The following is a 23053-nucleotide window of genomic DNA, read 5'->3' as shown; positions in this document are numbered from 1 at the left end:
GACCCTCATGGCTTTCGGATTCAAACTCAAAACGGTGAAAACCAAGGAAACGTTTAACAACGAGGAAGAGCTGTTCGAACGCATCAAGGACGAGAAGTTTACGGCCGGCAAACCCGAGCTCGTCGAGCACGGTTTCAACAAGGTCATCGTCTTCCCTCCGCTCGACCGTCAGAACCAGGTCTGGGTCATGATGCAGGGCAAGAACAAGATTCTCATCCAGAAGAACCAGATAGCCGGGGCCGGCAACGCGCTCATCAACGAAGCCGTCACCGACGTGACCGGCGGGGTTTATTCGATCTTTTCGGCTTTCGGCGGCAATGCCAAGAAGATTGAAAAGCTCGTCGAAGCCACGGCGCAAGAGCTCGAAGCCCTCGACTTGTAGGCATCGTACCAGCGTTTCCGCGCTTTCTGTCGGAATCGCACCTTGCATGAATCGCATCAATTCACGAAACTCTAAGTGTACCCAATTCACTTTCATGCAAGAGCATATCCTGCTCGATTCGGGCACCTGCAGCGGGCAATAGACCCGCTGCAGGTGCCTTATGTTCCCATTCGGAAGGATGCCGCGGTGAGGAGGCTTTCCTTTTCATGATTCAGCAAATCGCCCTTGAGCTCGACGAATACATCTGGTCGTCGTGGAAGTACATGCGCATCGCCTTTATTTGCGCACCCTGCGGTTTCGGCAAGACTTCGTTCGCCCGCCGCATGCTCGACGCCACGAACACGACCACCCTGTGGCTTTCCGGCAGCGAGGCCGATCTCAAGGAGCGAATAGACGATATCGACCTCGACGCCTACCATGCCGTGGCCGTCGACGACCTGCACGACGTCGACGACCGCGAGACGATCGCCGCCATCAGCACCCTGGTCGACAGAAGTCCCCATACGCGCTTCGTGTTCATCTCGCGTGCGCCCCTGCCCGGCTGGCTCACCCCCTTCTTCGCTCGCGGAGAACTTCTGCTCGTGACGAAGGACGACCTGACGTTCACGAAAACCGACCTGGCTCACCTGCTCGTGGCCAACGACCTTCCGCCTTTGGCCACCACGGTCGATTACCTTGCCGAAGCGACGCGCCGCTATCCGTTCACGGCCGCACTGGCCGTGCAGCGCCTGCAGACGGGCGCCAAGTGCGACGAAGCCCTGCGAAGGCAGTTGAAAAACGACACCATGTCGTATTTCTCGGCCGAATTCACCAAGCGCTTCAACCCCAAAGAACAGCGGGCCCTACTCTTGGTGTCCCTGTTCGAAGAAGTCAACGACAACCTGCTCGACGCCCTGTTCGCACCCGAAGACGCCCAGACCATGCGCCACGTGCTCTTCCGCGATACCAACTTCCTCACTCCCAGCGACAATGGCTGGACCGTACTGCCGGGCCTTCGCGCCTTCTGCGCATGGGAGTACGCCCAACGGAGCCATAGCGACGAAATCGAACGGTCCATCGAACGTGCGATCGACTACTTCGAAACGCGCGATGATTTCGTGAGCGCACTCAAGCTTTGCGAGCGTGAGGGGCATTACGAACGCATGGTCGAGCTGCTCGAAGCGCATTCGCATCTGCACCCCGGCATGGGCAGCTACCTTGAGCTCGAAGACTATTACCGCACGCTGCCCAAAGACATCGTGCGGACGTCGCTTTCGCTCATGCGCATCATGAGTCTGCTCGATTCCATGGCCATGGACATCGACGGATCAGAGTATTGGTACGCGGAACTATCCCGCATCGCCCACGACAAATCGAAGGACCGCGCACAGCGTCAACAAGCGCGCGCCTACATGGCCTATTTGGATATCGCCCTGCCCCATCGGCGCATGGACGATATCGTATCGGTGTTCAGCAACCTGGCCCGTGCATCGGTAGGCCACGACACCGACCTTGTACCATCGGCCACAAGCGGCATGCCGAGCGTGCTCAACGGCGGGCGCGATTTCAGCGCCTGGGTGCCCGACGACGCCAAGACCATCAAAGCCATAGGCGTCTTCGCCGAGCGGTTCATGGGCTCCGAGGGAATCGGCATGACCGACGTGGTCTTAGCCGAGAGCAAATTCGAGAAAGGCGAGCCCGTCGAGCCCTTGCTCGCCAAGATGTCGCGCGTGCTTCCGCGCATCAAGCGCAACGGGGTGCTCTCGACCGAGTTTGCCGCCGTGGGGCTTTTGGCCCGCATCCGCGTGACCCAGGGCGACGCCAAAGGCGCCATGAAGCAGCTCGACAACCTGCGCCGCTCAATCGGCTCCGGCGATTCCTACATGGAAAAGCGCGTGGCCCGCAACTTGGACGCCCTGCGCTGCCGTATCTGGTTGCGCCAAGACGCCCGGTCCTACACCCAGGAGTGGCTAGAAGACAACGCGCCCGATTTGAGCCAGCCCCTCTTCTACCTTGACCGCTACGTGTACGTGACGGCTGCCAAGGTCTACCTGGCCGAAGCCCGCTACCACGACGCCCTCATGCTCACCGGAGCTCTTATGGACTTCGCCGAACAGCGCGGGCAGACGCTCACGCCCATTCACCTGTACACGATTGCCGCCCTCGCGCATTGGAACCTGGACGACGACCTGTGGCCCAACCTCTTCGACAAGGCCATTGCCCTGTGCTACCGCTACCACTACGTGCGCACGATCGCTCTCTACGGGGCCGTGGTCCTGCCCCTGCTTTCCGATGCTCACAGCCGGGAGACAGATAGTGACCGCGCTGCCTTCATCAACACGCTTACGAAGGCAGCCCGCACGCAGGCGTCGTATTACCCCAACTTCCTTATGAGCGCGCCCGACACGGTGGAGGCCTTGACCGACACCGAAATGCAAGTGCTGCGCCTTTTGTGCAAGAACAAGAGCAACAACGAGATCTGCGAGATTCTGGGCGTGAAACTGCCCACGGTGAAGACTCACGTGAGCCATATTCTCACGAAGCTGGGCGTGAACCGCCGCTCGCAAGCCGCCGAACGCGCCCGCTCCCTGCACCTGGTGTAGACCGTCCACGTACAAACAAATACCAACAAGCGCTTGCCACCCGCCTCTTCGGAGGCGGGTTTTTCGTGACCGGAAACGACGCTTCCCCATCTTCCTCAGCGTACCCAAGGGAAGGCGCACGAAAACGGGGCGCCCGCCCTACCGGCGAACGCCCCGTCGTTTCGTTTCGATGCTTCGAGGCCCTAGGCCTTGAGCAGCGGCGCGGCAACCTGCTTCTTGCGCGACATGATGCCGTCGATCCACACGGCCGCGGAAGAATCGATGCCGAAGACCTGGTCGACCACGGCATGGTTGCCCTCGACGAGGAAGTAGGAGCCCTCGTTGAGGATGTCGGTCACCAGCACGAGCACAAAGTCGTAGCCCTTGTCGGCGGCGAGCTTGCGCATCTGTTCGCGGGCCTCGCCCTCGCGCTTCATGGCGCCGTCGATGTCGACGGTTTCATGCTGGGCGATGAGCACGGTCTTGCCGCAGACTTCGAATTCTTTGGCGTCGGCGCCCACGTAGGTCTCAATCGGCAGGTCGGCTTCGGCGCCGCGGCAGTTGAAGAGGGCCTGGCCGAATTCCACGTGCTTCTTGCCCGTGATGCCCTCGAGGAAGGCGATCTGCTCTTCGTCGACCTTGGTGGCCGTGGGCGATTTCAGGATGACGGTGTCGGTGAGGATGGCGCCGAGCAGCATGTTGGCGATGCCTTCGGGGATTTCGATACCATGCTGGCGGCAGAGGGCGGTGACGACCGTGGCCGAAGAGCCCCAGGGGCGTACCGTCATGTAAATGGGGGAAGCGGTGGTCACGTCGCCGATGCGGTGGTGGTCGACGATGCCCACGACTTCAGCGTCGGCCAGACCGTCGACGGCCTGCTTGAGCTCGTTATGGTCGACGAGGATAACCTTCTGTCCCGCTTCGACGTGATCGATGAGCTCGGGCTGGTCGATCCCGTTTTCGGCAAGGTTCCATTCGGTTTCCGGCGGAAGGCCGCCCAGGCGCACAGCCTTGTATTCCACGTCCCTACCCTGGCGCTTGGCCAGTTCGTTCTCGAAGAAAGCCAGGCCCACCGCAGCGGAAATGGCGTCGTTGTCGGGGTTCTTATGCCCTACCACGATTACTTGTTCTGCCATGAATGCATATCCTTCCTTGATAGCGCCGCACATCGACCGTCGAGAGCGGCTAACTAATTAATTTTGACAATCGGCGCGTAGTCTTTCAACAGTTTTTTCGTCGAACCGGTTTTGGCGAAGCGGATCGACAGGGTGTCGCCATCGACCTTGAGCACCTTGCCGCGGCCGAAAACCTTGTGCACGACCATGTCGCCCACTTTGAAGTTGACGTCGGCCGAAGCGCTGCGCTGCGGCGCGGCCCTGTCTCTTATACACATCTAGATGTGTATAAGAGACAGGTATAGCACGACGGCACACGATTCATCAGACATGTCCTCTCCGCAGGCCCCCGAGCAAGCGCAGGCCCCGCCGCCCCTGTCTCCTATACGCCGCGGACGCGCTCGACTGGCCGAATACGCGGCCGTGGCCGGCTTCGGTGCCGCTGCCGGAAATGCCCTTGCGGCTTCCGCGCTTTTCCCAGCCGGTGCCCGAAAAGCCCGCTGAACCCAGCCCACTCGTGCGCCGCAGGCTGTCGGGAATCTCGTGCAGGAAGCGCGAGACCGGGTTGGCCTGGGTTTGGCCGAAGAGCTTGCGGGACGCCGCGCAGGTGAGGTAGAGGCGCTTACGGGCGCGCGTGATCGCCACGTAGGCGAGGCGGCGCTCCTCTTCGATGCCGCTCGCTTCGGAGATGCTGATCACGTGCGGGAAGATCGTCTCTTCCATGCCGGCCACGAAGACCACGTCGAATTCCAGGCCCTTGGCGGCATGCACAGTCATGAGCGTGACCGCCGCATCGTTTTCGTTGACCGTGTCGAGGTCGGTGCGCAGGGTGACCCATTCGATGAAGTCGGCCAGGCTGTTGCCCGAAAGCACGCGCACGGGCGGCTCTTCGCCGGCGGGCGCATCCGCGTCGGGCAGGGCTTCCTCCCCCGCCGCAAGCGCGGCGTCGGTCATGTCGGCATCGCCCGCCACCGGAGCGGCGAACTGGGCATCGTCGACGTCGTGGGTTTGGGCGTACTCGTCGACAACGCCCAGGAATTCCTTAATGTTCTCGACGCGGGCGCGGGCTTCGTCGGTGCCCTCGTTTTCGAGCGCGCGCACCAGTCCGCTCTTGTCAATGATCATTTCGACCATGCGACGGAGCTCGCCTTCCCACATCGATGCTTCAATGATGAGGCTCGTGAACTCGCCCAAGGCCCGGCGGGTGGCCGCACGAATGTCGGGGTCGACCGTTGCCAGCTGGCAGGCTTCCAGGAAGGTGCAGCCGTTCTGGGCGGCAAGGGCGTCGATGCGGTCGATCGTGGTCTTGCCCACGCCGCGGCGCGGCACGTTGATCACGCGCTTGGCGGCGATGTCGTCGTTGGGGTTCACCGCCAGGGTAAGGTAGGCCATAACGTCGCGGATTTCGGCGCGATCGAAGAAGCGGGTGCCTCCCACGATGCGGTAGGGCACGCCGGCGCGCAGGAGCATATCTTCGAGCATACGCGACTGGGCGTTGGTGCGGTAGAAGACGGCAATCTGGTTGTAGCTTGTGCCCTGGGCGTGCCGGCGGTCGATCTCGCCGGCGATCCAACGGCCCTCGTCGCGTTCGTCGCTGGCCATGTAGACCTGGATTTTCTCGCCTTCGGCACCCGTGGCCACGAGCTTTTTGTCGGTGCGGTGGGAGTTGTGGGCGATCACGGCGTTGGCTGCAGCCAGAATCGTGCCGGTCGAGCGGTAGTTCTTCTCAAGCTTGACCGTGTGGGCGCGCGGGTAATCCTTTTCGAAATCGAGGATGTTGCGGATGTCGGCGCCGCGCCAGCTGTAAATAGACTGGTCGTCGTCGCCCACGACCATGATGTTGCCGTACTTCTTGGCCAGCAGCTGAGTGATGGCGTACTGGGCATGGTTGGTGTCCTGGTATTCGTCGACGAGCAGGTAGCGGAAGCGTTCCTGATAGGCCTCGAGGACGTCGGGGTGGTTCTTCAGCAAGAGCCAGGCGTAGACGAGCAGGTCGTCGAAGTCGAAGGCGTTGGCCTGCTTCAAGCGCTTCTGCAGCTCTTCGTAGACGCGGGCAGCGACTTTGGCGATGGGGTCGTTGGCCTGGCTGGCGAAATCGCCCGGCATGATGAGCTCGTTTTTCGCCGTGGAAATGCGGTTGCGGATGGCGTTGATCGGGAAGCGCTTGGGATCGATGTCCATACCGGCCATGATGTCCTTCACCAGGCGCTTGCTGTCGTCGTCGGCGTAGATGGTGAAGCTCTTCGAAAACCCGAGCTTTTCGGCGTCGGCGCGCAGCATGCGGACGCACATGCTGTGGAAGGTGGACACCCACATGCCGCGGCTCGAATGTCCTACGAGTTTGCCCAAGCGCTCGCGCATTTCGGCAGCCGCCTTGTTGGTGAAGGTGATGGCGAGGATTTCCCACGGGGCGACGCCCAGATCCTCGATCATGTGCGCGATACGGTAGGTGAGCACGCGCGTTTTGCCCGAACCGGCGCCCGCGAGCACGAGCAAGGGCCCTTCGGTGCAGAGCACGGCCTCGCGCTGCTCGTCGTTCAACGTATCCAAATCGATTGCCATTTTCGCCTCTCCTACCCTGGGCCCGCGCATGCATACGAGGGGGAATCGTAACGCAGGGGCACAGCCGTGGAAACGGGAAGCAGCCGAATGCGGGGAATCAACAATCGCCGGGGATGGGGGTCGACCAGCTTGCGGCTCCGGTCTCAGCTGCAGAGCGCTCGCAGGACGGGGCGAGGCGAGGCGCCGTCGCCCTTGGCCAAGTCGAGTTACTGCACGCTGTTGAGAATGTAGTCGTACATGGACAGGGCAGCGTCCGTCTTGTATTCGGTGGCGGTGGGCTTGGTCGTGGTCCACTGGTTGTCGGACGTGAGGTAGTAGGCGTGCTTGCCGGAAAACGCCACGCAGCCTTCTTCAACCTGGTGGGTCTTGGCGTCAACGTAGAAGACGTAGTGCACCTGGTTGGCATCAAGGCCTGCCAGGGCAATCGCGTCGGTATTGTAGGGTTTTGGAATCCCCGATCCCCCACCGGCATAGTAGATGACCTGGTAGTTCTTCTCTGTCGGCACCTCGGCATAGTGCTCGTCGATTTCGGCCTGAGCGGCTTCGCGCAGCGACTGGGCGGCCGCGTAGTCCTTTTGCGCGCCCGCCTGGTTGATGTAGCCGAGTAACGTGGGCACAAGAATGGCAGCGAGCACGGCCAGAATGACCAGCACGACGATAAGCTCCACGAGGGTGAAACCGCGTTCGTTGTTCTTCAGCTTCTCGAAAGTCTTCATATGCCGCTCCATAGGGGCCCTGACGCAGCAGCGCCTGGTCACGCATCTTCGTTCGTTCTCATCATAAATCTTACCGTGCAGAATTGGCAGACCCCCTTCGTTGGCGAGCGCACCACGCACACGGTCGCGCCATACGGCATGGAACCGAAGCCCGTCGCCTCAGCTTGCCGCAACGACCCCAACACCGGTGCCGACCTTGTACAGACCTCGGCGGGATTCTTGACACACGCTATTCAATTTTGCACAATTGGTTAACGTCCTATAAGAAGCCGTCATCACAGACGGAGATGCCGAGGAGGCAACTATGTACGATTACGACGTGGTGTTCATTGGATCCGGCCATGCCTGCTGGCATGCCGCGCTTCTGCTTGCCAAAGCCCAGAAGAAGGTGGCCTTCGTCGAGGAGGACACCGTAGCCGGCACCTGCACCAACTGGGGCTGCAACGCCAAGATCCTGCTCGATTCGCCTTTCGAGATGGTCGACGGGCTCGATCGCTACCGCGGCATCGGCATCGACGAAGCGCCTTCGATCGACTGGACCGCGCTCATGGCTTACAAGAAGAAGGTCGTCACGCCCGTCCACACGGTGCTTGAAGGCATGTTCGCCCAGATGGGCATGCCCGTGTTCCGCGGCCACGGCAGGCTGGTCGACGCGCACACCGTGCAGGCCGGCGACAAGCGCATCACCGCCGAGTACATCGTCCTTGGGACCGGCGAGAGGCCGCGCCGCTTGGACGTCCCCGGTGAGGAACTCGTTCACGATAGCCGCGACTTCCTCGACGTCGACGTCTTCCCCAAGCGCATCGTTTTCGTGGGCGCCGGCATCATCTCGATGGAATTCGCCTCGATCGCCGCGCGCATGGGTTCCGAGGTCACCGTCGTCCACCGCAACGAGCGCGTCCTTTCGATGTACCCGGCCCGTTACGTCTCCCGCGTGGTCGACAAGATGAAAGCCCAGGGCGTCACCTTCCTTTTGAATCACGAGCTCGCCAAGGTGGAGCAGATCGGAAGCGACACCGTCGTCACCTTCACCGACGAATCGACCCTGGCCTGCGATTACGTGCTCGGTGCCACCGGCCGCATCGCCAACGTCGAGGACCTGGGGCTCGAAGAGCTCGGCATCGCCACGTCGAGCCGCGGCATCGAGGTCGACAACCACCTGCGCACTTCCGTGCCCACCATTTTCGCTTCGGGCGACTGCGTGGACAAGCGCATCCCCAAACTCACGCCCACCGCGACGTTCGAATCGAACTACATCGCCCTGCAGATCCTGGGGCTTTCCTCCGACCCGATCGCCTACCCCGCTATCCCCAACCTGGTGTTCACCCTGCCGCGCATCGCGCAGGTGGGCGTCACCCTGGCCGAAGCGGAAGCCAGCCCCGAACGCTGGCGCATCGAAACCGTCGATTTCGGTAAACGGCTGCTGTTCGAGGCGAAGAACGAGGCCGACGCCGAGTTCGCCTTCGTCTTCTCGCAGGAAACCGGTCTGCTCGAAGGTGCCGCCTTCTACGGCCAGGATGCCGGCGTGTGGGCCGACCTCGCCGCGATCGTGATCGACCGGAAACTGACCGGGCGCGACCTGTCGCAGATGGTCTTCACCTTCCCCACCGCTTCGCAGGCCCTGCTCAGCCTGCTCACGCCACTTCTGCCGCTGTAGGCCCATAGGCGGATGAGTCAAAGAGTGTAGCCCCTTTGACTCATCCGGGCGGCTCCTACCAGCCCTTCCCGGCCGGGACCAAGTCGTCGGGCACTTCCCCGCGCTCGACTTCGCCGATGCATTGGTCGATCACGTCGAGCGCATGATCGAGTTCGTCGCGCTCGATCACGAGCGGCGGCTGGAAACGCAGCACCGAGTCGGCGTAGGTGATGATGACCACGCCCAGTTCGAAGGCGCGATAGACAATCTTCAGCGCCATTTTCGCGCTCTTGGTACGCGTGCCGGGCTCCATGATGTCCACGCCCAGGTTGAGGCCGCAACCGCGCACCGCCGCCGCGATGGGATGCTCGTCGACCATCTTCTGGAACCGCGCCCGCGCGTATTCGCCCAGTTCGGTACCGCGTTCGAGCAGGTGCTCCTTCTCTATCACGTCGATGGTCGCAAGGGCGGCCGCGCAGCACACCGGGTTGCCGGATGTCGTGAAAATGTGCGCCGGGAACGAAAGCGCGTCCATAATATCGGCCTTGCCCACGATCGCCGACAAGGGCAGCCCCGAGGCGATCGACTTCCCCACGCTCATGAGGTCGGGCTCGATGCCGTAATGCTCGATCGACCACCACGTGCCCGAACGGCCCATGCCCTGGTTGATCTCGTCCACCGCGAACAGGATCCCGTGTTCACGGCACCACGCGTACAAGGCGCGCATGTATGCGGGCGGCGCGGGAATGATGCCCATGTCCCCCGCGATGGGCTCCATGAGGACGCAGGCCACCTCATCGGGCGGCAGGTACATGTTCGTCATGTCGAGCAGCGGGCGCATGAAGTAGTCGACCTGTTCCTTTTCGGAGAGGTGGTCGACGCCTTGGTGGAAGCTGTCGGGATACGGAATATGGTAGATGCCGGGCACCAAGGGCCCCATCTTGCGCACCATGTTGAGCGACAGCCCCGAAAGCGACATGCTGCCGTAGGTGGAGCCATGGTAGGAGCCCTGGAAGGTGACCATGTAGGGGCGGCCCGTATAGGCGCGCGCGAACTTCATCACGGCATCGTTGGCGTCGGAACCCGATGTGCCGAACACGGCCTTTTTCGGCGTGTCGCCCGGAGCGATCTGGCAGAGCTTTTCCACCAGCTTGATCTCAGGCTCTTGATACATGTAGGCCGGCGAATAGAGCAAAAGCTTCTGCGCCTGGTCGCAGACGGCCTTCACCACCTGAGGATGGCAGTGGCCCACGTTGGTCGCCGACGCGCTCGAGATGAGGTCGATGTACTCGTTGCCGTCGACGTCGTAAATCTTGGCGCCACGGCCGTGATCGACCACCATGTCGTAATAGGGGATGCGCGCGGTGGGCGCCATGTAGGCGCTCTCCTCTTCCACCAGCGCGCGAGAACGTTCGTTGTTAGCCTTCGTCATTCAGTTCCACCCTCTCTGGAAGGGCGCCCGACTCCCGAGCGTCCCAGGCACGGCCCCATGGTAGCGCTAATCCTGCGGCTCGGGCTTGCCGGCGCACTTCCAGCGGATGAGCTGAACGGCCATGATGGCGAGGAAGGCGATGCCGAAATAGCCCACGAACGGGTAGATCACGTTGATCAGCTGCGAGAACCGGAACTGGCCGCCCAGCAGCACGACCACGGCCAAGGCGATCATGAAGATACGGTACTTGACGGGATCCTCTTCGCGCTTGACGAACAAGTTGGTGACGTTGAGCATCATGGGAACGATCGTGTTGTAGATCATGATCACGAGCACGATCACGAAGATGCCGCCGGCCACAGGCGAAAGCGCCTGGGCGAACGCGAGGCCGGGCAGCTGGGCCGTGTGCACCGTGTCGTAAGTGGTGAGCATGGCGATGTTAAGCGCCAGGCCGCACAGGCCGAGCATGATGCCACCCACGATGCCGCCCCACACGGCTTCCTTCTGCGAAGCGGCCGTGGAACCCACTTTCGAGATGAAGGGCGTTACGGCGAGCACGTTGTGGGCCACGTAGTTGAAGGCGGACAACATGGCGAAGCCGATGCCGGCCGACCCCACCGCGCGCAGGACCTCGCCGTTGGCGTCGGCGGCGGCGACCATAGCGTCGGCGTTACCCAGGTTGCCCCAGTTGGCGGCCGCCGTGATCACCGAAACCACGATGATGTAGACGATGCAGATCGGCGCAAGGCTGCCGAGGAGGCGCGTGAGCTTGTCCATATCGAGCATGGTCGACAACAGGGCGAGCGCCGCCATGCCGATCGAACCCACGTAGGTGGGCAGACCGAACTGCTGCTCCATCATGGCACCGGCGCCCGAGGTCATGACGATGGCCACGCTGAAGCAGAACAGGACGCAGAAGACGTCGAGGAACATGCCGAAATACTTCCCGCAGTAATGGCGGAAGGCGCTGAAGTGCTGGGAGGCGGCGAACTTGTAGCCGTAGTACGTGACGCCGGCGCACATGAAGGCGAACAGGGCCGTGGTGAGAATGGCGCCCCAGATGCCCGGGATGCCGTAGGAGGTGAAGAACTGCAGGACCTCCTGGCCCGACGCGAAACCGGACCCCACGATGGATCCCATGACCGCGCCGCCGATCTGGATGATGCGCGCTCCGCTCGCCGATTGATTGCGTGCGCCCGCCTGCGCGGGCGCTTGAACGTCTTCCGACATGTCGCCGCTCCTTACCTTGTTCCCCGCATGAAGGCGGGCAAGCGTGCGGTTCGACGTTCCCGCCCCCATGCACCGGGGCAATGTACTAGCGCAGAGTGTAGCACGATAGTGAGATTCGTAAAGGGGCTGCGACAGCGAGGGCGGACCGGAAGCCGAGCACGCGGGCGCCATTGAATCCGGCCGCACATGCGGGCGCGTTTTCGCCCCGAGCATGAATGATACGGTCGGGCGCCGCGTTGCTAGAATGCAAGCATCGTCGCGAGCCGCCAGCGAAAGGAACCCCATGGAAGCCAGGGAAGCCATTCTCACCCGCCGCAGCATCCGCGCCTACACCGACCAGCCGGTCAGCAACGAGGACTTACAAGAGATTTTGGAATGCGGGCTCTACGCGCCGTCATGCTCGAACATGCAGCCTTGGCACTTCGTGGTGGTGCGCAGTCCCGAAGCCAAGCGAAAAGTCGACGAGCTCATGGGCGTGGTGGCGAAAAGCGTCGAGCCCGATCTGCAGCAGGCATTCGAAGGACATCCCGAAGTGGTGGAAGAAACCTGCTCCTTCATTCGCCAACTGGGCGGCGCACCCGTCTACGTGCTCGTTTTCTGGCAGAAGCCCGACTTCAACGGCAAAGACCCCAAGGTCTTAAGCCTGTCGATCGGCGCCGCCATCGAGAACATGCTCGTAGCCGCGCGTGCCAAGGGCATCGGGAGCTGCTGGCTCACCGCTCCGCTCGATGCCGGCGTCGGCGAAAACCTACGCGCCGCATTCGCGCCCGACAACGGGCAGTTCTGCTCTCTGCTTACCCTGGGCTATCCCGCCAAGGAAGGCAAAGCCCCGCGCCGCAAGATCAACCGCTACGAATTCGTGTAAGCATGCGTTTCGCGCTCGCAGCCCGTGAAGCTGTGAGCGCATCGCTTTTTCGCGAGAAACACGACATGAGCCCGTTCGACGAGCGGCTTCCGCAGAGAGCCGCTCCGATCCGCGCCTCTGAACGAAAGAGAGACGAGGCGGTCAGTCCACCTGCGGCCAGCCGCAGCGGCGCAGGTCGACCTTACCGCTGGAAAGGAATGAGACGCCCTCCTCTTCGAGCATGCGACGTTGCTCATCGGGGCCGCCGAAAGCAAAGCCCGGCGCCAACCTCCCGTCGGCGAACACCACCCGATGGCAGGGTACGCCGCCCGCCATGCCAGGGCTTGCGTGCATGGCGAAGCCCACGTAGCGGGCCTTCCGCGGCTCGCCGATCATGCGAGCGATCTGCCCATAGGTGGTGACGCGGCCCCGGGGAATCTGCCGCACGACATCGTACACTCGCTGAAAGAACCCTTCGTCCATGTACCGAACGCTCCCCTCTCGCAAACGATTGAGCTCCGAACCATCATAGACGTCGTTTCAGGACTGAGGTGTGGCAAGGAAGCGCGAAGCATGGTCGGCTTCGGGGCACGATGGCTCAAATCGCGCGGAATGCGGTTGTTTTCGAGGAACGGTGGCAGGGAAATGCCGATGTGCAGCATCGGATTCCTGCGCACAGGTGCCCACAAAATGCGTGACCTGGGGTTTTGTTTGCAATCCGAGCTGAAATCCCTCAAACTCGCCCGTTCGATAACTACACATCGCCACATCTGCGCCAGCGACCCGCGAAATCTACTGCACATCGGCACATCTGTGCCAGAGCCGGCAGCGGATGGGACGAACGGGGGCGGTCAAGACGTCCGCGTGCTCGGCGACAAACGGCGCAGGCCTATGAGGGCTCCGCGAACTCGGCGGCTTCCGACCAACGCACCGTTCGCGCCGAAGCCCAGCTTTGACACCGCCCTGATAGAATCCAAAGCGCACCCGCGCAGAAAGAGGCCGCACATGGGACCGCAAGAAGCAATCGCCCGCTCCATCGCGCGCAAAGCGCACGCAGGGCAAACCGACAAAGCCGGCGCCCCCTACATCGAGCATCCGGCACACGTGGCCGCGCACGTGCAGGGCGATACCGCCAAGGCCGTGGCCTGGCTGCATGACGTCGTGGAGGACACGCCGCTGACCTTCGACGACCTGCGCGCCGCCGGTATCGAAAGCGACGTAATCGATGCCCTCAAGTTGCTCACCCACGACAAGAGCGTGCCCTACCTGGACTACGTGACGAACCTGAAGCGCAACGAGCTCGCCCGCGCGGTCAAGCTCGCCGACCTCGCCCACAACAGCGACCTTACCCGCCTGCCGAAGGTGACGGACGCTGACCGCGCACGCGTAGCAAAATACCGCCGCGCCATCGCCCTGCTCAACGACTAGCGCGCACAAAACAACGGGCCCGCACGCATCGCACGTGCGGGCCCGCCGCAGAAAGGCAGCCGCTCGAAGCCGGTGAGGGCTCAAGCGACCAGGAGGGGGCTACTTGGCGAAATCAGCCGCATTGGCGCCGGCGATACGACCGAACGTGTAGATGTCGGCCATCGAGCAAGAACCCAAGCGGTTGGTGCCCATCTTGTGGCCGGCCACTTCGCCTGCCGCAAAGAGGCCCGGAATCGCCTTGCCGGCATCGTCGAGCACCTGCGCATCGGTGTTGATGTGCAGACCGCCCATCGTGTAGTGCACTGCCGGCTTGTAGGAGTTGATGTAGTAGGGGCCGTCCTTGATGGGGGTCATCGTGTCGCGGTAATGGAAGTCGGGATCGCTGCCCTGGGCGCAGTAGCTGTTCCAGGTGTCGACCGTCTGCTTCAAAGCGTCCGCGTCGATGCCGAAGTGGTTGGCTGCTTCTTCGAGCGTGTCAGCCTTCACGATGATGCCGCGGCTTTCCAGGTTCTCGTATTCGTCTTCATGCTCGGCGAGCAGGCCTGTGTCGTCCACGGCCGACTGGTCCCACAGCATGTAGGCCATGCCGCCCGTCTGGTTCTTGATCGCGTCGGACAAGACGTCGCGTCGCCCGAGCTCCTCGACGAAACGCTTGCCTTCCTTGTTGATCATGATGGCCCGGCTTTCCAGACGCATGTCGTCGACGTAGAGCAAGGCGCCGGTTTCGGGGTCGCAGGTCGGATAGGTCTGGATGTATTGCATGTCGATGAGGTTGGCCCCCAGGGCGCTCGCCATGGTGAGCCCGTCGCCGGTGGCGCCCACGCTGTCGGTAGAAAGAATCTTGTCGTCCATGTCGGGGTTGTACTTCACGCGCATGTCGACGTTGCTGCCGAACCCGCCGCAGGCAAGCACCACGGCCTTGCCCGTAAAGGTGTGCGTGTCGCCCGTGAGCTGGTCTTCAGCCTTCACGCTCGTCACATTGCCCGAAGCGTCCTTCACTAGTTCGGTCGCGCGCATGTTGCGCACCACGGTGATGTTGTCGATCTTCGACGCGCGCGCCGAAAGCTTGGCGATCATTTCGGAACCCGTGTGGCCCTTGGGGATGATCGAGCGCTTCACGGAATGGCCGCCGAAGAAGAGCAGGTCATGCTCCCACGACACGCCGGCTTCGAAGGTGAGCCACTGCGACGAGTCGAGCGTGCCGTCGGCGATGACCTTCACGAGCGCCGGGTCGCCCACGTTGTCGCCGCCCTTGAGCATGTCTTGGGCGAGCAGGTCGGGGCTGTCGGACACGCCGGCGTTCTTCTGGATCCAGTTGCCCGGCACGGCCATCTCGCCGCCCGACAGACAGGTGTCGCCGCCCACGATACCGAGCTTTTCGAGCAGGATGACGCTCTTGCCCTTGTTGGCTGCGGTAATGGCCGCCGCAAAACCGGCTCCGCCGCCGCCCACGACGATGACGTCGGCGCTTTCGGGCACGCCGTCGGTGCGCTCGAGCGCGGCATGGTCGCGTTTCTTCCATTCTTCAGACTTGGCCCCCGATTGGTCGAGTGCGTCGGCAACGGCCGTGGTGAAGGCCATGCTCGAAAGCGTGGCGCCGGACACCGTGTCGACGTCGAGCGTCTGGTTGTTGACGATCAGGTCGGTGAGCTCTTGCATAGCGACGTCGCCCATGCCGGTGGTCTCGCGCGACTTCAGCACGGTGATGCGCTCGATGTTGCCGTCTTTGGTCGCAACCTCTACTTCCACGTCGCCATGCTTGCCGACGCCGTGGCCCACCCAGGCACCGTCGGCGGCGCCCGAAGCGCCCTTCGAAGACGAGCCGTGCGGCGCGCACCCGGCCAATGCCGCAGCACCGCTCAACGCGGCGACGGCTCCTACCGTGACGAAGGAACGTCTTGATACGTTTTTCATGATGAATGCCCCTCCTTGCAGTATCGTGTACGCGGATCCCTCAACCTTCCGCATGCCTCGACCCTAGGCATTGCGGGGGCATTTGGAAATCGACTGGAGCGGTTATTTCCCTAACCCTTGCCCTAACCCATCGCTGAACTGGGCCTTTGCACAGCCCCCAACAGTAAGAAACCGCGTATAAACCACGCGCGGAGAACGGTTCTGATATAGTGTTGTGCGCATTACGAGGAGAAGGGAGGGATTTCTCGTGATTCGCACCGCCTGCCGCATGCCGGATTTCCGTATGCGTTGGGGCGCTGTCGCCCGTCGTATCGTCGCCATACCCATCGTCTTTTTCGGCGTGGGAATCTATCGCGCCTGGCTTTCGATCTTCTTCCGCTACGGGGCCTTCCCCGCTGTCGGGATCTTCGATTACTTTGTCTTCGAAGGCGCTATCGGCGTTGCTTCTCTCGTGCTGGCCTTGCTGGCATCGCGCATCACGCCCCTGTGGGCCAATAACCGCATGGTCGCGGTCACCTTGGCGACCATGATCGGCGGGTCGACCCTGCTCGTGGCCTACAATTTCGCGCCCCTTCCCCTGCTCAAGGCGGCCGGGCTCGTGTCTGCGGGTGCCGGTCTCGCTTCGCTCATCCTCATGTGGGCTGAATTCTACGGGTCGCTCAACCCTATGCGCGTTGCCATCTACCACGCCCTTGCCATCTTCGTCGGCGAATGCATCAAATGGCTCTTCATGGGCATGAGCGCCGGCTACCTCATGTTCTTTGCGCTCGTGTTGCCCCTCGTCAGCGTTGCCGACGTCCGGTTGAGCATGCGCCATCTGCCCGATCACGAGCTCCCGCGCGCCACGCGCAAGGACGCTGCGCGCGTTTTTCCCTGGAAGCCCATCCTGCTCATGTCGGCCTGCACCTTCGCCGGCGGTTTCGGAACCCTTCCCGCCCAGCCGCTCGTGGGCGGCAACGTGGCGGGCGCGATGCTTGTGACGGCGCTCGTCTTCTTGGGCGCGCTCTCGCAGGCGCGCTGGTTCAACTTCGACACGATCTACCAACTCGCCTTTCCCCTCTTTATCGTGGGCTTCCTGCTCATGCAGCCCGCAGCCGGGGGACACGCCGGCTGGCTCATGGCGCTCTGCTACGACGCCGGCTACACCATGTTGTCGATGTTCATCATGCTCGTGATGAGCAACATCACCTATCGGTTCGGCATCAGCGCCGTATGGATCAACGGCATCGAACGCGGCATCCGCTATCTCGTAGAGCTTGCGGGCTGGGCCTTCGGGGCGCTCGTCACCTCCCAGGCGATGCCCCTCACCGCAGAGGCCATCTTCTACACGCTCACGGCAGCCCTCATCGCCGTCTTCGTCGTCGTCTTCGTTTCAGAACGCAACATCTTCTCGAAATGGGGCATCAAAGTCGAATCCTTGGGGACCGACGAAGCCGACCGCCCCGCCCACATCTCGATGCGCGTGTCCGACCTCTCCCGCCTTCACGGGCTCACTCCGCGCGAAAGCGAAGTGCTCCAGCTGCTCGTGCGCGGCAAGACCATGGCCGACATGGAAGCGGAGCTCTTCGTGGCCCAGGGGACGATCAAGGCCCACATCAACCACATCTACCGCAAGTTCGACGTGCACAGCCGCAAGGAGCTGCTGGCCCTGTGCGAGACCGACGACCGCAGCCAAGGATGAAGACGGCCACGCAGGCAGCGGAAAGCGCGACCCCGCAGCCAGAGCCGCCTTCCCCCATCGTCCGTCAACGCGGGATACGGCGAGCAGCGCCTTCACGTCGGCGACACGGCCCGTGCCATCGCCCTCTAGCTAGGGTTTGGCGCTACCTGCGCCTGAGCCTCACGGCGATGGTATTGAGGTAGGCAAGGGCTCCGGCCTCGACGGCGGCACGGTCGCCTGCGGCGTATCCGTTGTCGCACTCGAGCCAGTCGGCCCACGCCTCGTGCGTGCAGGCCATCTCGCGCATGTCGAGGATCTCGGCGTCCCCGGTCTGCTCGAGGTTGGCGCGCCACCAAGCCATGTCGTGCATGTAGTTGAGCTGCTCGGGCGTCTAGGACGCGAGCAGGCACGCGGGCAGGTCGTCGTGGCGGTCGCGCACCATTCCGGGTATGGCGAACAGCAGCTCGCTTAGAAATGGAGCGGCGTTTTGTGTCCGAAATCTTGGCACAGCTCATTTTCTGGCCCCGCTGCCGAGCAAGCGGCCGATCGCATAAAAGCATAAAAGGGACTGTCCCCATTTATGCAAAATCCGACCAGGAGAGACTCTCTTCTGGTCGGATTTTTGGAGGGGGGGGCTGAAGTTGGACGGTTGGCTACGCGGTAATCGCGTTGGCAGCCACGAAACCGCTGGCGGCGGCGAAGCCCTGCGCGGTGCCGCCGACGATGTGCATCGGGTAGTTCGTGTGGTACATGGACCCGTTGTCCGAACCGACGACGTACAGGCCGGGAATGGGCTCACCAGTCTCGTCGCTGAGCACCTGCATCTTGTCGTTGGTCAGCGGACCTCCCTCGGTGCCGTACGCGGACGGGACAATCTTCGCCGCATAGTACGGAGCCTCGAGAACGGGGATGACGGACTCGCCGGTCAGACCGAAACGGGGGTCGGGCTCGCCGTCGGCGATGGCGTTGTAGTGCTCGACCGACGCCTTCAGCGCATCGGCGGGAACGCCCATCTTCTCTGCAAGTTCGTCCAAAGTCTGGGCGGACACAATGGAATCATACGACTCGATTTCCTGCATCAGGTCGCCTTCGGTCTTACCGGTAACGTAGTCGACCTGGCCCATCTCGGCAATAGAGTTCACGTAGGACGCGTCAGCCACAGACCACGCCGTCTTTTGGTTGCGCACGGAAAGGTTGCGGAAGTCCGTCCGGTCGTTTACGGTTGCGGCCTCGTTGAAGAAGCGCTCACCCTTTTCGTTCACCGAAAGCGTTGCGTCCCAGCAGAACACCATGTTCACGATGTCGTTGAACCCGGATGCCCCTTCTACGGCGCCGAAGGTGTACATCATGGCGGACTGCCCGTGCATCCTGCCGCCAGCGGAAAGGCCCATTTTCACGCCCGTGCCCATGCGGCCGCCCATGCCCACGATGACGATCTCGCCCTCTTCGGCGCCAACGTACTGCTTCATCATGTCGGGGTTGTCGGCAAAACCGCCCGTTGCCAGCACCACGGCCTTGGCGTTCACCTGGATGGTGCCCTTGCCGCCCTCGGCCAAAAGCCCGGTCACGGTGCCGTCCTGCATCACGAGATCGGACGCAGTGACGCCCGTACGCAGCTCAAGGTTCGACATGGTGTCGCCGTAGTCCCACAGCGGCTGAAGCATGCCCTCGCCCATGTGCAGGAAGTTCCCCTCGTCGTCGAAGCACACGCTGCCCCAGTAGGTGTCCTCGCTCATGGGGCTGTACTGTAGCTTCGCGCCATGGTCGATGGCCCAGTCGGTAGCGGGGCCGTTGTTCGTCAGATACATGGACAGCACCTCGGGCGACGCTCCCCACGACTGGAACTCCATGAAGTCGTGATACAGCTGGTCGAGCTTCAGGTCCAGCCCCTGCTCGCGCATGGCGTAGCCACCGATGGTGGCAATGCCCTCCGTAATGGCCGATGTGCCCCCTCGATCCTGGTTCTGCTCCAGCCACAGCACGTTGGCTCCGTTCTCGGCGGCGCGCACGGCTGCATAGGTTCCCGCGGTGCCGGAGCCCACGACCACCACGTCGACGTCCGCGGTCTCGACGACGTTGGCGGCGGATGCGTCCTGTACCACACCGTCGGATGCGTCTGAGGACTTTTGGCGGTGGGCGGGTGCCGAGCACCCCGCAAGCGTGGCGAAGGCCCCTGCGCCGGCCACGCCGGCTGCTGCCAGGAAGTTTCTGCGTGTCATGTCCATAATGGGTCCCTTCTCCTTTAGAACAAAAAGAATGCCCGGTTCGCCGAGCTGAGCCGGGCACAGATTTCGGTATGCCTTACTGCTGGGCGACGTACTTGCCGGCTAGGTAGCCGTAGGTGAGCGCCGCGGCGTGGCTTGCGCCGGTCAGGCTGAAGGGGTAATCGTCCACGAAGCGACCGCCCTGCGTGTTGCCCACAGCGTACAGACCAGCAATGGGATTCAGGTCGTCGTCGAGCACCTGGGCCTTGTCGTTCGTGACCAGGCCGCCCATGGTCACCAGAAGGCGCATGCAGCTGACGTCCTCAACGGAGGTGTGCTTCAGCATGTCGTAGGTGATGGCCTTGAACGGAGGCGTGGCAATGGCGTGCATTTTCTCGGCCGCCTTGCCGAAGTCGTCGTCGTGGCCCTTCGCGCACAGGTCGTTGTAACGCTCCACGCTGGCCACGAACTCCTGCGCGTCCTCGCCGGTAAATCCCAGCTGAGCGGCCAGGTCTTCGAGCGTGTCCGCTTCGGCCGAGAACATTTCGCCGTCGCCGTAGCTGCGGATGTTAGCCAGCATCGATTCCACTGGGTAGTAATCTTCAGCCGTGGCGTCCAGAATCTGGTACACCTTGCTGCCCGGCTGGTTTACCATCACCTTGGCGATGTTGGCCATGCTCAGATCCTCGTTGCAGAAGCGCTGGCCGTGCTCGTTCAGCTCGAGGAAGAACTCGGCGCCGAACGTGAAGATGTGTGCCATGACGGCGTGGGGCTCCACGTCCACGTGACCGCCCGCGGCAATGCCCAAGCGCTGGCCATCGCCCATGCTGGCGTGTTTGCCGTTCTTGTCCATGGCCTCATGCGAGAACAGGTACTTGTCCTTGTTGGCGTACACCCAGGGCATGTACTGCTTCAGCATGTCGTCGTTGAAGCTGTAGTCGCCGGTTGCCAGCACCACGCCTTTGGCGGCCACGTAGCGCGTGTACGACCCGTCGGCCAGATTCTTGCACACGGCGCCGGTCACGCGGCCGTCGGCCACGTCCAACTGCACCACGGGCGAATCGAAGAAGGTCTGCGCGTTGCCTGTGTCCAAGGCCTTCTGGATATTCGCCTCGAGGATGGGACGATGCGTCTCGTCGCCACCGCCCACGCAGCAGCAGCCGGCGAAGGTGCGCTCGTGGTCGATGCCGGGGCGGTACGGCGGGGTCATGGTGTCGGCGTACAGGTAAATCTGATTGGGATCTTCGGGGAATTCGTCTTCCGGGCCCACCATCAGCAGGCCGTCGTAGGCGCCCACGTACCACTCGAAGGCCTCGCCGCAGTTGGCCAGCCACTTGTTGATGACGCGAAAGTCGCCGCGGTGCGCCATCTGGATCATGAGCTCGTTGGCGATCTCGGTGGGATCGATGTCCTCCACGCCCAGCTGGCGGGCAGTATCGCAATTGAACGCAGCGAACATGCTGGAGCGGCAGTTGGGAATGCTGGTCTTTTCCACGCCGATCACCTTCGCGCCGGACTCGGCAGCCGCACGCAGCGCCGCCACGCCCGAAACGCCCAGGCCGCACACCACCACGTCGCAGTCCACCGTGTCGGTAATCTGGCTCTCGTCAATGGTTTCAAGCCCTTCGACGGCGGCCTCCTTGCTTTCCTCTCCGGTTCTCTGCTTCGGGCTGCAGCCAACCAGCGCTGCGCCTGCCGCCAGGACGCCCGCAGCGGCCCCAAGACCCAGAAAGCCCCTGCGCGTCATCTCGTTCGTAGTCATGATTTCCTCCTCCATGTGCTGTGCCCCGCATTGCTGGGGGCGTTTGGCTGAGAAGGATTCTAGGGGCGTTAAGACCGCCGAAAAAAGACGCGAAACGTACGATATTGCAGAAAATTGCCGTACATACGAATCGGGTGCAGGCGTTTCATCTGGGGTTTTGCACTAAGGTTGTGAATCCCCGCCGAAGCCCAAACCTCGTCTGAGGCCTAGGCGTCCGCTGCGTCCTCGACCAGCGAGATAAGCTCCTGACGCGAGTGCACCCCGCATTTGACGTAGACTTTCTGCAAATGGGACTTTATCGTGTTCTCGCTGAGCACCAGCTTCTCGGCAATGAACGGAACGCTTCGGCCGATTGCGGCAAGCTCGAACACGTCTTGCTCCCTGGGCGTGAGCCCTGCGGTCTGTGCGACCGATCGAATCTTCTCCTCGAAGCGCAAAGGGCCGGCATCGTCGCTTGCTGCAGCGGGCTGCTTGGGGCTGACCAGCTGGTCGATGCCGCGGTCGCCCATAAGCCAGATGGTCGTCAACGCGAACACCAGGGTAAGGCCCGCGATGAAGGTGCGGTCGGCAACATTCAGCCCCAAAAGCGCGAAGGCCACAAGGACGATGGCCCCGGACGAAAGCACGACGCCCATGACGCCGAACACTCGCAGGGGCGCAAACACCCGGGACTTGGCAACCAGCACCGCCACGTAATAGGCCAGGCTGCTCATGAGCGCATATGCGACGCTCGACAGCAGGTAGGCCTGGTATTCAAGCCGATCGGACAGAAGCAGCAGGACCAGCGAGGCCACGATAAGGCTTGAAATGAGCTTCACCGCGGAAGACACGTTGGTGTCGCTGGTGAACAGCAACAGATACGCCAGAAGCGCAAGCGCAACGATGGAGGTGATTTCCGGGTACAGGGGGCTTGCGACGTCCTGCATTGCCGTGATGTTTTGCGTGATGGCGATCGAAAGGCCCGCCAAGAAGAGCCCGCAGAGCGTTCCCCAAAGAATCTTGGGGTCCACGCCAAGCTCGGCGCGTTGCGGCTCCGTTTCAGAAGAGCCCAGCGTCTCGTCCAGATATTTGATGCAGGACAGCGCGCCGAGCAGCGTTATAACGCACGCGAACGGCCATGCATCGATCGCGTTCAGGGCTAGGGAACCCACCGTGGAGATAGCGAGCCCCGCGACGATGGCCAGCGCAAGCTCGATCGAAGAAACCTCGAGCAGCAGCTCCAGCAGGAAAAAGAGTAGAAACGCGTAACCAATGGAATAGGCGCAGAAGCTTGCCAGGGAAAGCGCGGGCGCGGTCCAAAGCGCCAGAAGCCCCAGCGCCGCCACGAAGGCGAACAGATAGAAGGCGGCTTTGTGCGCACGAAGCGAAAGCGGCCGCCCGCCGAACAGCGCGAACGCAATGGAGGCAACGGCCAGCATGGCGACGAACAATATCGAAGGATGCAGGCCTGGAAGATACGGCACGCCGCCCATGGACGAGATCATGGACAGGCTTGAAAGGTCAAGAAGGGACAATGCGCACGCGGCAACGCCGATTCGACCCAAGGATTCCTTCGATAGTGAGAGGGATTTCATAATGCTTCCGACCGCCGATCCAACGTTGTGCAA

At 62.4% G+C, this 23053-nt stretch carries 16 protein-coding genes and 1 pseudogene; 6 read left to right on the top strand and 11 right to left on the bottom strand.

The window, feature by feature from the left end; genetic code table 11:
- Window positions 1-7: 7 nt before the first annotated feature.
- Together BN3270_RS01660 and BN3270_RS01655 are read left to right on the top strand one after the other, a co-directional pair.
- Window positions 8-382, top strand: a complete 375-nt coding sequence (locus BN3270_RS01660) for a hypothetical protein (RefSeq protein WP_058985466.1) — start codon at window positions 8-10, stop codon at window positions 380-382.
- Window positions 383-588: 206 nt separating this feature from the next.
- A complete protein-coding gene (locus BN3270_RS01655; RefSeq protein WP_058985465.1) occupies window positions 589-2964 on the top strand; it encodes a LuxR C-terminal-related transcriptional regulator in 2376 nt (791 codons plus the stop codon).
- Between the two features lie 182 nt (window positions 2965-3146).
- Here the strand turns inward: BN3270_RS01655 and BN3270_RS01650 are convergent, their stop codons facing one another.
- The 3 genes and pseudogenes from BN3270_RS01650 to BN3270_RS01640 all read right to left on the bottom strand — a co-directional run bounded on the left by BN3270_RS01650 (window position 3147) and on the right by BN3270_RS01640 (window position 7336).
- Complete coding sequence (locus BN3270_RS01650) at window positions 3147-4079, bottom strand: manganese-dependent inorganic pyrophosphatase (RefSeq protein WP_058985464.1); 933 nt, start codon at window positions 4077-4079, stop codon at window positions 3147-3149.
- A 53-nt stretch (window positions 4080-4132) separates the two neighbouring features.
- Window positions 4133-6620, bottom strand: a pseudogene (locus BN3270_RS01645) (ATP-dependent helicase).
- A gap of 206 nt (window positions 6621-6826) precedes the next feature.
- Window positions 6827-7336: a type II secretion system protein gene (locus BN3270_RS01640; protein WP_058985463.1), complete on the bottom strand. Its 510-nt coding sequence runs from the start codon at window positions 7334-7336 to the stop codon at window positions 6827-6829.
- A gap of 304 nt (window positions 7337-7640) precedes the next feature.
- Here BN3270_RS01640 and BN3270_RS01635 point away from each other — a divergent pair, with 304 nt between their 5' ends.
- Window positions 7641-8993, top strand: coding sequence for a dihydrolipoyl dehydrogenase family protein (locus BN3270_RS01635; protein ID WP_058985462.1), 1353 nt, complete (start codon window positions 7641-7643; stop codon window positions 8991-8993).
- A gap of 55 nt (window positions 8994-9048) precedes the next feature.
- Here BN3270_RS01635 and BN3270_RS01630 read toward each other — a convergent pair whose 3' ends face one another.
- On the bottom strand, window positions 9049-10404 hold the full coding sequence (locus BN3270_RS01630; RefSeq protein WP_058985461.1) for an aspartate aminotransferase family protein: 1356 nt from the start codon (window positions 10402-10404) through the stop codon (window positions 9049-9051).
- Window positions 10405-10470: 66 nt separating this feature from the next.
- Window positions 10471-11634, bottom strand: a complete 1164-nt coding sequence (locus tag BN3270_RS01625; protein ID WP_058985460.1) for a YkvI family membrane protein — start codon at window positions 11632-11634, stop codon at window positions 10471-10473.
- A 283-nt stretch (window positions 11635-11917) separates the two neighbouring features.
- Between BN3270_RS01625 and BN3270_RS01620 the strand changes: the two genes are divergently transcribed.
- Window positions 11918-12499: a nitroreductase family protein gene (locus tag BN3270_RS01620; RefSeq protein ID WP_058985459.1), complete on the top strand. Its 582-nt coding sequence runs from the start codon at window positions 11918-11920 to the stop codon at window positions 12497-12499.
- A gap of 141 nt (window positions 12500-12640) precedes the next feature.
- On the opposite strand, the gene BN3270_RS01615 is transcribed toward BN3270_RS01620, so the two are convergent.
- A complete protein-coding gene (locus BN3270_RS01615) occupies window positions 12641-12961 on the bottom strand; it encodes an MGMT family protein (protein ID WP_058985458.1) in 321 nt (106 codons plus the stop codon).
- Between the two features lie 522 nt (window positions 12962-13483).
- On the opposite strand from BN3270_RS01615, the gene BN3270_RS01610 reads away from it, so the two are divergent.
- The gene (locus BN3270_RS01610) at window positions 13484-13906 is read left to right on the top strand and encodes an HD domain-containing protein (protein ID WP_058985457.1); all 423 of its coding nucleotides are present in this window, start codon (window positions 13484-13486) and stop codon (window positions 13904-13906) included.
- A gap of 99 nt (window positions 13907-14005) precedes the next feature.
- Here the strand turns inward: BN3270_RS01610 and BN3270_RS01605 are convergent, their stop codons facing one another.
- A complete protein-coding gene (locus BN3270_RS01605) occupies window positions 14006-15820 on the bottom strand; it encodes a flavocytochrome c (protein ID WP_058985456.1) in 1815 nt (604 codons plus the stop codon).
- Between the two features lie 247 nt (window positions 15821-16067).
- Between BN3270_RS01605 and BN3270_RS01600 the strand changes: the two genes are divergently transcribed.
- Complete coding sequence (locus BN3270_RS01600; RefSeq protein ID WP_271711868.1) at window positions 16068-17501, top strand: helix-turn-helix transcriptional regulator; 1434 nt, start codon at window positions 16068-16070, stop codon at window positions 17499-17501.
- Window positions 17502-17643: 142 nt separating this feature from the next.
- Here the strand turns inward: BN3270_RS01600 and BN3270_RS01595 are convergent, their stop codons facing one another.
- From BN3270_RS01595 to BN3270_RS01580, 4 genes are all read right to left on the bottom strand, one after another.
- On the bottom strand, window positions 17644-17850 hold the full coding sequence (locus BN3270_RS01595; protein WP_058985455.1) for a hypothetical protein: 207 nt from the start codon (window positions 17848-17850) through the stop codon (window positions 17644-17646).
- Window positions 17851-18133: 283 nt separating this feature from the next.
- Window positions 18134-19705: an FAD-dependent oxidoreductase gene (locus BN3270_RS01590; RefSeq protein ID WP_058985454.1), complete on the bottom strand. Its 1572-nt coding sequence runs from the start codon at window positions 19703-19705 to the stop codon at window positions 18134-18136.
- Between the two features lie 76 nt (window positions 19706-19781).
- Window positions 19782-21446 carry an FAD-dependent oxidoreductase gene (locus tag BN3270_RS01585; RefSeq protein ID WP_271711867.1) on the bottom strand — a complete coding sequence of 555 codons (1665 nt, stop codon included), beginning with the start codon at window positions 21444-21446 and terminating at the stop codon, window positions 19782-19784.
- Window positions 21447-21652: 206 nt separating this feature from the next.
- Entirely contained in the window at window positions 21653-22990 is a 1338-nt protein-coding gene (locus tag BN3270_RS01580; RefSeq protein ID WP_271711866.1) for a helix-turn-helix transcriptional regulator, read from the bottom strand.
- Between the last annotated feature and the right edge of the window lie 63 nt (window positions 22991-23053).

It is taken from the genome of Hugonella massiliensis (assembly GCA_001486445.1).
In the GTDB taxonomy this organism is placed as follows: Bacteria; Actinomycetota; Coriobacteriia; order Coriobacteriales; family Eggerthellaceae; genus Hugonella; species Hugonella massiliensis.
Note: the sequence above shows the minus strand (reverse complement) of the source record. Positions and strands in the feature narration are given on the sequence as shown.